This window comes from Pseudonocardia sp. SID8383 (genome assembly GCF_009864975.1).
GTDB classification, from domain to species: domain Bacteria; phylum Actinomycetota; class Actinomycetes; order Mycobacteriales; family Pseudonocardiaceae; genus Pseudonocardia; species Pseudonocardia alni.
Genome location: NZ_WWFY01001239.1, coordinates 1 through 10,354, shown reverse-complemented (window position 1 = coordinate 10,354; position 10,354 = coordinate 1). Strand labels below are relative to the sequence as shown.

Sequence of the window (10,354 nt, the reverse complement as noted above, 5' to 3'; positions counted from 1 at the left end):
CCCCGCGGGACCCGGGAGCGACAACGGTGCCGCCCCGCGGGCCCCGGGAGCGGCGACGGTGCCGCCCCGCTCGGCCCCGGGGACACCGGCCGTGCCGGGCCGCCCGGGGTCCGGAAAGACGACGACGGCGCCGCCCGGGTGGGGCGGCGCCGTCGTCGGAAGAACCGGGGTGGCTCAGGCCTGGACGTCGTTGAGACGCTTGGCCAGGGCCGACTTGCGGTTGGCCGCCTGGTTCCGGTGGATGACGCCCTTGCCGGCCGCCTTGTCGAGGGCCTTGGCCGCCTTGCGCTGCAGCTCCACGACGTTGTCGGCGCCGGAGTCGGCGGCCTCGCGGAAGTGGCGGATCGCGGTCTTGACCGACGACTTCACCGACTTGTTGCGCTGCCGGCGCTTCTCGTTGGTCTTGACTCGCTTGATCTGCGACTTGATGTTGGCCACGTCTGCCTCTGGTCTTCCTGCCTGCTGGTCGGCTGGTGAGTGTTCTCGTCCGGGTCCGCTCCGGCGGCACCGAACAGCATCACTGGAGAGAGGGTCCAGGCCGTTTCGGGCGAGCACGCCGAGCGCTCGACGCACAAGGTTACCAGCGGTGTCGTCGCGCCCTGTGCCGGGTCACCAGACGCGGTAGGGCAGGAACTTCCCGTTGAGGGTGATCACGGCCCGGTCGCCCTTGGGGTCGGGCACCCGCTGCAGGTCCAGCTCGAAGTCGATGGCCGAGACAATGCCGTCGCCGAACTCCTCACGGACCAGCTCCGAGATCGTCGTTCCGTACACCTGGACCATCTCCGAGAGCCGGTAGACCAGTGGGTCGGTGAGGTCCACCGCGGCCGCGCCGCGGACCGGCGGGAGGGTGAGCGCGTCGACGACGTCGGGGTCCAGGTCGAGCAGCGAACCCGCGGTCTCGGCCTGCTCGCGGGTCAGCGTCTGCTGTCCGAGCAGGGCCGAGGTGGACCACTCGACCGGGTGGCCCAACGCCTCGGCGATCTTGTCCCAGGTGAGGCCCAGCTTCTTCTTGCGGGCCAGTACGACGCGGGCGGCGCCCAGTCGGTCGAGCGGGGGGACGGGGGTGACCGACACGGTGACTCCTCCGGGTGGGGGTGGCGTACCCGTTCGATCGTGCGCGATCGGCGGGCGGGCGGCAACGCCGGGACGCGTCGCGTGAACGGCGTGTGACGATCTGCGGTGCCACCACGGCGGTCGCCCGGCCCGACATGGGACGATGGGACCCAGTGCCCCGAGCCCCGAGTGCCCTGAGCACCCGAAGTGCCCGAAGCCCCACGCATGAGCGAAAGCCGAGTACAGCCGAGTGACGACGTACGCCGACCGCACGTTCACCCCGCCGGAGCGCATCCGGAACTTCTGCATCATCGCCCACATCGACCACGGGAAGTCCACCCTGGCCGACCGGATGCTGCAGGTCACGGGGGTGCTGAGCGATCGTGACGCCCGGGCCCAGTACCTGGACCGGATGGACATCGAGCGCGAGCGCGGCATCACGATCAAGGCGCAGAACGTCCGACTGCCGTGGACCGCGAAGAACGCCGACGGCGTCGAGACCGAGCACGTCCTGCACCTGATCGACACCCCCGGCCACGTCGACTTCACCTACGAGGTCTCCCGGGCGCTCGAGGCGTGCGAGGGCGCGATCCTGCTGGTCGACGCCGCGCAGGGGATCGAGGCGCAGACCCTGGCCAACCTGTACCTGGCCATGGAGAAGGACCTCCACATCATCCCGGTCCTGAACAAGATCGACCTGCCCGCCGCGGACCCGGAGCGCTACGCCGCGGAGATCGCGCACATCACCGGCTGCGAGCCGGAGGACGTGCTGCGGTGCAGCGCCAAGACCGGTGAGGGCGTGGAGGCGGTGCTCGACGCCGTCATCGCGCAGGTCCCCGCCCCGGTCGGCGACGCCGACGCCCCCGCCCGCGCGATGATCTTCGACTCGGTCTACGACACCTACCGCGGCGTCGTCACCTACATCCGGGTCGTCGACGGGAAGCTCTCCCCGCGCGAGAAGATCAAGATGATGTCCACCGGTGCGGAGCACGAGCTGCTCGAGATCGGCATCGTCTCCCCGGAGCCCAAGCCGTCCGCCGGCCTGGGGGTCGGCGAGGTCGGCTACCTCATCACCGGGGTGAAGGACGTCCGCCAGTCCAAGGTCGGCGACACCGTCACGTCCAAGCGCAACGGGGCCACCGCGCCACTGACCGGCTACCGCGAGCCGCAGCCGATGGTCTACTCCGGGCTCTACCCGATCGACGGCTCGCAGTACCCCGACCTGCGCGAGGCGCTGGACAAGCTGCAGCTCAACGACGCCGCGCTCACCTACGAGCCCGAGACCTCGGCCGCGCTCGGCTTCGGCTTCCGCTGCGGCTTCCTCGGCCTGCTGCACCTGGAGATCACCCGCGAGCGGCTCGAGCGCGAGTTCGACCTCGACCTGATCTCCACCGCACCCAACGTCGTCTACCAGGTCACCACCGACGACGGCGAGGAGATCGAGGTGACCAACCCCAGCGACTGGCCGGTGGGCAAGGTCGCCGAGGTCCGCGAGCCGATCACCAAGATCACCATCCTGGCGCCGTCGGAGTTCGTCGGCACCATCATGGAGCTCTGCCAGAGCCGGCGCGGCCAGCTCGGCGGGATGGACTACCTGTCCGAGACCCGCGTCGAGCTGCGCTACACGATGCCGCTCGGCGAGATCATCTTCGACTTCTTCGACAACCTGAAGTCCCGCACGCGTGGCTACGCCAGCCTCGACTACGAGGAGGCCGGCGAGCAGGTGGCCGACCTGGTGAAGGTCGACATCCTGCTGCAGGGCGAGGCCGTCGACGCGTTCTCCGCGATCGTGCACAAGGAGTCGGCGTACTCCTACGGCACCTCGATGGCGACCAAGCTGCGCGAGCTCATCCCGCGCCAGCAGTTTGAGGTGCCGATCCAGGCCGCCGTCGGCGCCCGGATCATCGCCCGCGAGACGATCCGCGCGATCCGCAAGGACGTCCTCGCCAAGTGCTACGGCGGCGACATCTCCCGCAAGCGCAAGCTGCTGGAGAAGCAGAAGGAGGGCAAGAAGCGGATGAAGACGATCGGCCGCGTCGAGGTCCCGCAGGAGGCCTTCGTCGCCGCGCTGTCCACCGGTGGCGGGACGGCCACCGAGAAGCCCAAGAAGTAGCCCCCCGGACGCGAAGCGGGCCCGACTCCCGGCTGGGGGTCGGGCCCGACGTGTACGTGGTGGGGGGCGGGGGAGCGCGGGGGCGGTCTACATGACCGAGCCCGCCCGGGGGCCGGGGATCGGCCCGTCGCACGGCGCGGGCCGGGCGGCGGGGGCACGGCGCGGCGACAGGATGCGCTGCACCCGCTGGCAGACGGACTCGACGACCGTCCGGCCCTCGGCCGACAGGTGCACCAGCACGCGGCGCCGGTCGAGCGGGTCGGCCGACCGGTAGGCCAGCTTCTTCTCGACGAGGCGGTCCACGATCCGGGTGGCCGTGGGGGCGGGCAGCGACGTGTGTCCCGCGACCTCGCCCATGCTGCGGCCGGTGCCGCGGGCGAGCATCAACAGGACCCGCCAGCCGTCACGGCTGACGTCCGTCGAGGACGGGTTGGTGGACAGGGCTGTGGCCACGGCGTGGTCGACCCGGTCCAGGAACTCGACGACACCCGCGGCTCCAGGCGTCGGGGCAGCCATGGTGGCAGTCCCCGACGCCCGTCGACTCAAAGGCTCGGTCACGATGACGCACTGTACTTGCCGAACGGGCGAAATCCGACCCTGTCCTGGGCAAACGTCCCCCGAGCGCCGGGCGGTCGTCACGCAGCGATGACCGACAGGCCGACGACCAGCGATTACGTAGACCGCTTGACGTTCACCAACGACATCACGACTGCATCACACCCGGATCACGTAACGCCCTAGCGGGTCAGGACGATCTTCCCCGCCGTGCGCCCCGCAGCCATCGCCTCGAACGCCTCCTTCGCGGAGTCCATCGGCAGTTCTGTCCCGATCTCCGGCGCGATCCCGGCCGTCGCCACGAAGTTCATGAGATCCGCGAGCTCCTGCCGCGTCCCCATGGTCGCGCCGACCATCTCGAGCTGGAGGAAGAACAGCCGCTGCAGGTCCGCGGGCGGGTTCGGGCCCGAGGTGGAGCCGCAGACGACGATGCGGCCACCGGGACGCAGCGCCCGCATGGAGTGCTTCCAGGTGGCCTCGCCGACCGACTCCATGACGGCGTCGACCTTGCCCGGCAGCCTCGCCCCGGACTCGAACGTGGCGTGCGCGCCGAGCCGCTCGGCCAGTGCGCGCTTCTCCTCGTCGCGGCCGGTGACCCACACCTGGAAGCCCGCGGCGCGGCCCAGCTGGACCAGCGCCGTCGAGACGCCGCCGGAGGCGCCCTGGACGAGCACCGTCTGGCCCGGCTGCAGGCCCGACTTGGTGAACAGCATCCGGTACGCGGTCAGCCAGGCGGTGCCCAGGACGGCGCCCTGGCCGGGGGTGAGGCCCTTCGGGGCGGGGACCGCGTTGCGCGCCGGGACGATCACCGTGTCGGCCATCGTGCCCTGGTGGCGCTCGGTGAGCAGGGTGCGCTTCGGGTCGAGCGTCTCGTCGCCGCGCCAGTCAGGGTCGCCGATGATCGGGTAGAGGACGACCTCGGTGCCGTCGTCGAGGGTCCCGGCGCCGTCGCAGCCGAGGATCATGGGGAACTGGTCGGGCTTGATGCCGACCCCGCGCAGCGTCCACAGGTCGTGCATGTTGAGGCTGGCGGCGGAGACGTTGACGGAGACCCAGCCGTCGGGGACCTCCGGGTCGGGCCGCTCGCCCACGACGAGGGAGTCGAGGGGAGCGTCGGCGTTGGGCTCCTGCGCATAGACAGCGAACATGGCCCCGAACCTAATGCCTGGGCCCGGGGACTACCGTGTGGAGTGTGCGCACGATCATCGACGGCTGGGACGCGTTCGAGCTGTGGCTCACCGGCCTGCCGTTCGTGGTGCAGGTCGTGTTCGTGACGGTGGTGGTCCTGCCCGCGTGCGCGCTGGTCGCGATCGGTGCCGACCGGGCCACCCGGCGCTTCGACACCCCCCGCGGGCGTCGCGACGGCGGGGCCTGAGCGCTCAGACCGGCTGGGCCGCGAGTGCGGCGAGCGCCTCCGAGCAGCCCGCGTCGACGCGCAGGTCGGCGAGTTCGTCGCCCCGGGTCGCCCCGCGGTTGACGATCACGACCGGCACCTCCGCCCGGTGCGCGGCCCGGACGAACCGCAGCCCCGACATGACGGTGAGCGAGGACCCGGCGACGAGCAGCGCGCCGTCCTCGGGGGTCAGCGCGGCCACCATCGCGTAGCAGCGCGCCACCCGGTCCTTCGGCACGTTCTCCCCGAAGAACACGACGTGCGGTTTGAGGACCCCGCCGCACGACGCGCACGGCGCGATCCGGAAGCCGTCGGTGATCTCCACCGCGGCGTCGCCGTCGGGGGCCGTCTCGACCTGCGCGCTGTGCGCCTCGGTGAAGCCGGGGTTGAGCGCGGTGAGCCGGGCCTGCAGCGCGTCGCGCGGGGTGATGCGGCGGCAGTCCAGGCAGACGACCTCGTCGATGCGCCCGTGCAGGTCGACCACGCCGCGGCTGCCGGCCACGGAGTGCAGGCCGTCGACGTTCTGTGTGATCAGTCCGTCGACGACGCCCGCCGCCCCCAGTGCGGCCAGCGCGCGGTGTCCGGGGTTGGGGTCGGCGCGACGCATCCGGGCCCAGCCGACGTGGCTGCGCGCCCAGTACCGTCGTTGCGCGGGCTCCCCGGACACGAACTCGGAGTAGGTCATCGGGTTGCGCGGTCGTGAGCCCGGGCCGCGGTAGTCGGGGATGCCGGAGTCGGTGGACAGCCCGGCCCCGGTGAGGACGACGAGGCGCCGCCCGGCGAGCAGGTCCGGTGCCGCGCCCGGGTCGGTGCTGACGACGGGGACGCTCATGCTCTCCAGGGTAGGCGCGCCCGGTGGCTCCCCGCCCCTCGGCGGCCCGCCCCACCGCCGCACCTCGCCCCGCCGCCGCGGAACCCCTTCGCCGAGCCGCAGCAGGACCCCCTCGCGGCACACCCCCCCCGGCTCTCCGGGCCGCCCGGCCCGCTTTGCCGAGTGGCACACCGTGGACCCGTCGGGGCCGGTCCCGGGTCCGTGGTGTGCCACTCGGCGCACTCCGGCGACCGGACCGGTTCGCGATCGCACACCGGCGACGTCGAACGGCCCCGCCCGGCGCGGTGTCCCCGGATCCTGCGTCGGTGGACGTGCCGGGGTGGCCCCTCATCTTCCGTGGCTCGGCCGCCGTCGGCGCGGGCCTCGTGACGGCGCGACGGCTGCAGGGCCCGGCGTTCGTCCGGGTGCTGCCCGACACCTGGGCCGCCCGGCACCTCGTCCCGCTCGGACACGCCGACCGGTGCCGGGCGGTGTTCCGCTGGTCCGGCGGTCGCGGGGTGATCGCGGGATGGGCCGCGGCTGAGCTGTCCGGCGCACCGTGCGCGCCGGCCGGGGCGCCGGTCGACGTGGTGCTCCCGGTCCGGGCCCGGGCCCCGGCCGGGGTGCGCGTGCGCCGCGACCGGCTGCACCCCGGTGAGATCGGGTGGTGCGACGGGGTCCGGGTCACCACGCCGCTGCGGACCGCATTCGACCTGGCCCGGGGTCGCGACGAGACCGCCGCCGTCGTCGCGGTGGACGCGCTGGCGTTCCGGCACGGGTTCGCTCCGGACCTGCTGCTGAACTTCGCGGTCCGCTACCGGGGGCTGCGCGGGGTGGCCGGCGTTCCCGGCGTCCTGGGGCTCGCCGACCGGCGCGCCATGTCCCCGCCCGAGACCCGGCTGCGGTTGCTCCTGGTCCGGGCCGGCCTGCCCGACCTGAGGTCCAGCACCCGGTGCTCGACGACGCCCGGCGCCGCGCGGTGTGGCTCGATCTCGCCTATCCCGCGCCGCGCGTCGGCATCGAGTACGAGGGCGCCGACCACACCGGCCCCGACCGGGTCCTGCGCGACGCCACGAGGGTGACCCGCCTCGTCGACGCCGGGTGGCGGATCTACCGCTACACCCGGTTCGACCTGCGCGACGAGCCCGGGCGCATCGTCGCGGAGATCGGCAGGGCGCTGGACCACGCCCCGACGAGTGGTACGCCGTGAACCTGCCCGAGGGGGTCCGAGGTGCCCGGTGTGCCACTCGGCTGTCCGGGCCGGGATGGACCCGGGCCGTGGCGAGCCGGGCCGTCGCGGGGCGAGCCGGGCCTGGTCGAGCCGGAGCGGGCCTGGGCCGGGGCGAGCCGGGCCGGGGCGCGGGGCTCAGCCCTCCGGTACCCAGGACGGCGTCCGCTTCTCCCCGAAGGCCAGGATGCCCTCCTGCCCCTCCTCGGAGGCGAAGTACGAGGCGGACAGCGTGTTCATCGCGGCGAAGTCGTCGGACATCGTCGCCGGGCGCTCGCGGCGCAGCATCGCCTTCGCCCCGGCCAGGGCGCCGGGCGCACCGAGGCGCAGCATGCCGGTGTAGCGGGTCACCTCGTCGTCGAGGGCCTCCGCCGGAACGGCGCTGTTGATCAGCCCGACGGCCGCCGCGCGCCGCGCGTCGAAGGTCTCCCCGGTGAGGAAGAGCTCGTGCGCGGCGCGGGCGGACAGCCGGGGCAGCACGGTCACCGAGATGACCGCGGGCACCACCCCGATCCGGACCTCGGAGAAGGCGAAGGTGGCCGACTCGGCGGCGACGGCGATGTCGCACGCCGCCACGATCCCGACCCCACCGGCGCGGGCCGGGCCCGACAGCCGGGCGACGACCGGCTTGGGGGAGTCCCACAGCGTCGTCAGGATCCGCGGCACCTCGGTGACGCCCTGCTGCTCGGCGCCCGCGCCGCGGGACTCCTTGAGGTCCATGCCCGCGCAGAACACCGTGCCGGTGTGGGTCAGCACGATGACCCGCACCGCGTCGTCGGCGATCGCCGCGTCGAGGTGCGCGATCAGCTCCCGGCGCAGCTGCGCCGAGAGTGCGTTGCGGTTGCGCGGGGAGTCCAGGGTGATCGTCGCGATCCCGGCCTCGACGGCCAGGTGGACGAGCTCGGGGGAGTCGACGGTGTCTGCCACCCCCGCAGACTAGGACCTCAGGCCTTCGTCCAGGTGCTGGTGATCGACACCCCGGCCAGGGCGAACAGCTGCGACACCGGGCAGCGGCGCTCGGTCTCCCGGGCCAGCTGCGCGACCTGCTCGTCGGTGCCGTCGGTGGTGATCACGGCGTCGACCCGCAGGTTCTGGAAGGTGGTCTCGCCGTCGCGGTGGGTCCCGGTGGTCATCGTCGTCGGGTTGAAGTCGGCGGCGACGTCGAAGCGCACGTGCTCGATCGTGATGCCGAGCTCCTTCGCGACGATCGAGCTGGTGACCTGGTTGCACGACGACAGCGACGCGAGCGTGTAGGCGAGCGGGCTGGGGTGCTCGTCCTTGCCGCCGAAGGCGGGGTAGGCGTCGGTCTCGATGACGTAGCCGGCGCCGTCGACCGCGACGGTCTGCGCGACGCCGGTGCCCTGGCCGCTGACGGCGAAGGTGACGAGAGGCATGGGTGATCTCCTGTACGAGGGGGTGCGGGGGACGGGGTCAGGAGCGGGGACAGAGGGCCCCGGCCGTCCGGCCCAGGTCGATGTGCAGCCTCCGCACGAGCGCGATCACGGGATCAGTGAACCGCACCGAACGGTCGTGCGCGACGTGACGGAGCCGACCGAACCGGCGACGCCCGCGGTCCGATGGGCGCGGTGGCGCCGGTCGCCGGGAGAGGGCTACGCTCGAAACGGAGTTGGCTCCGTTTACGAGAGGACATGCCGTGGAGATCGGACTGCACATCGCGGACTTCACCTACCCGGCCGGGCCGACGGGCCTGGCCGACGACCTGTCCCGGATCGCCGTCGCGGCCGAGGAGCAGGGCTTCTCCCGGGTGAGCGTCATGGACCACCTCTGGCAGATCCGGCCGGTCGGGCCGGTCGAGACCGACATGCTCGAGGCGTACACGGTGCTCGGCTACCTGGCCGCCCGCACCGAGAAGGTCGACCTGCTGGCCTGGGTGACCGCGGTGACCTACCGCGACCCCGGCCTGCTGGTGAAGGCCGTGACCACTCTGGACGTGCTGTCGAAGGGTCGCGCGATGCTGGGTATCGGTGCCGCCTGGAACGACGAGGAGGCCACCGGGCTCGGGCTGTTCTTCCCGCCGACCGCGGAGCGGTTCGAGCGGCTGGAGGAGACGCTGCGCATCGCCCGTCAGATGTGGAGCGACGACGACGGTCCCTTCGAGGGCGCCCACTACCGGCTCGGCGCCACGCTGAACACGCCGCAGCCGCTGCGCAGGCCGTACCCGCCGATCCTGATCGGCGGCGGTGGGGAGCGGAAGACGCTGCGCCTGGTCGCGCAGTACGCCGACGCGTGCAACCTGTTCGGCGGCCCCGAGCTGGAGCGCAAGCTGGACGTGCTGCGCACCCGCTGCGAGGAGGTCGGGCGCGATTACGACGAGATCGAGAAGACGGTCATGGCACGGCTCGACCCGGCCGACCCGAAGGCCGCGGTCGAGGAGCTGCGTGGCTACGCGGCACTCGGTGTGCAGCACGTGCACACCGTGGTGCCGGACGTGGCGGCGATCGAGCCGCTGCGGGTGTTCGGGTCGGAGATCATCCCGGCGGCAGCCGAGCTCTGACCCGCGCGGTCACCTGCCGGGTTGGCGGGGCATCGTCCGCAGGATCGCGACCTGCTGGTCCAGCTCGGCAGCGATCAGCTCGGCGTGCAGGGCGGCGGAGGCGCCGTCGTGCGCGGCGAGCGCGCGGTGCCGGCGCACCAGGTCGTCGATCGAGTCCAGCAGCCGGTCCACGGTCGAGCGGCCGGCCTGGGGTGCCGGGAGCTCCACGGGTGCGGGAGCCTCGGGCAAGGGGTGAATCAGCTCTGCGGTCATGCGACGTTCTCCGTTGAACGTGTCGGGATCGGGGCGTGTCATGCGCAGTCGTTCCTGGTCTCTCGAGCTCCGTTGTACCCGCTTCAACGCCCTTTTACTGCGCGTAGAACAGGGGTGCGACGCAGGACACGGTGACCGGGCGCACCTACGCGGTGACCGGTCGTGATCATGGCCCGTCACGGACCCGCCGATGCGGTCGGCGGTCGAACGGAGGGTGGTCGTCGCGGCAGCCGTGGAAACGGCGGGTGACGGGACGGTGGCGGTTCGTCGCGACGTCTGTACCCGAACGGGTGACCCCACCTAGCGTCCGGACCATGATCATTCGACCGGATGCGCGGTCCGGGCCGCGTGCCCTGATCGTCGGGGCACTCGTCGCCGTTCTGGCCGCCCTCGGCCTCGCCCTGCCCGCCGCGGCCGCCGCCGCACCCGCTCCG

The 10,354-nt window shown here is 72.6% G+C and carries 13 protein-coding genes; 5 read left to right on the top strand and 8 right to left on the bottom strand.

Annotated features, from left to right (window positions below; translation table 11 throughout):
• Positions 1 to 174: 174 nt before the first annotated feature.
• Both rpsT and cynS read right to left on the bottom strand, forming a co-directional pair.
• Complete coding sequence (gene rpsT / locus GTW08_RS30460; protein WP_062401442.1) at positions 175 to 438, bottom strand: 30S ribosomal protein S20; 264 nt, start codon at positions 436 to 438, stop codon at positions 175 to 177.
• A 171-nt stretch (positions 439 to 609) separates the two neighbouring features.
• Positions 610 to 1,074 carry a cyanase gene (cynS, locus tag GTW08_RS32360; protein ID WP_253068178.1) on the bottom strand — a complete coding sequence of 155 codons (465 nt, stop codon included), beginning with the start codon at positions 1,072 to 1,074 and terminating at the stop codon, positions 610 to 612.
• Positions 1,075 to 1,303: 229 nt separating this feature from the next.
• Here cynS and lepA point away from each other — a divergent pair, with 229 nt between their 5' ends.
• Positions 1,304 to 3,166, top strand: a complete 1,863-nt coding sequence (gene lepA, locus GTW08_RS30450; RefSeq protein WP_073578017.1) for a translation elongation factor 4 — start codon at positions 1,304 to 1,306, stop codon at positions 3,164 to 3,166.
• Between the two features lie 87 nt (positions 3,167 to 3,253).
• Here lepA and GTW08_RS30445 read toward each other — a convergent pair whose 3' ends face one another.
• Positions 3,254 to 3,682, bottom strand: coding sequence for a MarR family winged helix-turn-helix transcriptional regulator (locus GTW08_RS30445; RefSeq protein ID WP_062401445.1), 429 nt, complete (start codon positions 3,680 to 3,682; stop codon positions 3,254 to 3,256).
• Between the two features lie 221 nt (positions 3,683 to 3,903).
• A complete protein-coding gene (locus tag GTW08_RS30440; RefSeq protein WP_161152878.1) occupies positions 3,904 to 4,869 on the bottom strand; it encodes a zinc-binding dehydrogenase in 966 nt (321 codons plus the stop codon).
• Between the two features lie 44 nt (positions 4,870 to 4,913).
• On the opposite strand from GTW08_RS30440, the gene GTW08_RS30435 reads away from it, so the two are divergent.
• Positions 4,914 to 5,096: a hypothetical protein gene (locus GTW08_RS30435; protein WP_020626278.1), complete on the top strand. Its 183-nt coding sequence runs from the start codon at positions 4,914 to 4,916 to the stop codon at positions 5,094 to 5,096.
• A gap of 4 nt (positions 5,097 to 5,100) precedes the next feature.
• Here the strand turns inward: GTW08_RS30435 and GTW08_RS30430 are convergent, their stop codons facing one another.
• A complete protein-coding gene (locus GTW08_RS30430) occupies positions 5,101 to 5,946 on the bottom strand; it encodes an NAD-dependent protein deacetylase (protein WP_073578014.1) in 846 nt (281 codons plus the stop codon).
• A gap of 305 nt (positions 5,947 to 6,251) precedes the next feature.
• Between GTW08_RS30430 and GTW08_RS30425 the strand changes: the two genes are divergently transcribed.
• Positions 6,252 to 7,007 carry a hypothetical protein gene (locus GTW08_RS30425; RefSeq protein ID WP_161152877.1) on the top strand — a complete coding sequence of 252 codons (756 nt, stop codon included), beginning with the start codon at positions 6,252 to 6,254 and terminating at the stop codon, positions 7,005 to 7,007.
• Positions 7,004 to 7,135, top strand: coding sequence for a hypothetical protein (locus GTW08_RS32635; protein ID WP_255497827.1), 132 nt, complete (start codon positions 7,004 to 7,006; stop codon positions 7,133 to 7,135). The genes GTW08_RS30425 and GTW08_RS32635 overlap by 4 nt, the downstream gene beginning before the upstream one ends.
• Positions 7,136 to 7,291: 156 nt before the next feature.
• Here GTW08_RS32635 and GTW08_RS30420 read toward each other — a convergent pair whose 3' ends face one another.
• Positions 7,292 to 8,080: an enoyl-CoA hydratase-related protein gene (locus GTW08_RS30420; protein WP_073578012.1), complete on the bottom strand. Its 789-nt coding sequence runs from the start codon at positions 8,078 to 8,080 to the stop codon at positions 7,292 to 7,294.
• Positions 8,081 to 8,097: 17 nt separating this feature from the next.
• Positions 8,098 to 8,547, bottom strand: coding sequence for an OsmC family protein (locus GTW08_RS30415; RefSeq protein ID WP_073578011.1), 450 nt, complete (start codon positions 8,545 to 8,547; stop codon positions 8,098 to 8,100).
• Between the two features lie 260 nt (positions 8,548 to 8,807).
• Here GTW08_RS30415 and GTW08_RS30410 point away from each other — a divergent pair, with 260 nt between their 5' ends.
• Positions 8,808 to 9,668, top strand: a complete 861-nt coding sequence (locus GTW08_RS30410; protein WP_073578010.1) for an LLM class F420-dependent oxidoreductase — start codon at positions 8,808 to 8,810, stop codon at positions 9,666 to 9,668.
• Between the two features lie 9 nt (positions 9,669 to 9,677).
• On the opposite strand, the gene GTW08_RS30405 is transcribed toward GTW08_RS30410, so the two are convergent.
• On the bottom strand, positions 9,678 to 9,920 hold the full coding sequence (locus GTW08_RS30405) for a hypothetical protein (RefSeq protein WP_100880107.1): 243 nt from the start codon (positions 9,918 to 9,920) through the stop codon (positions 9,678 to 9,680).
• Positions 9,921 to 10,354 lie beyond the last annotated feature (434 nt).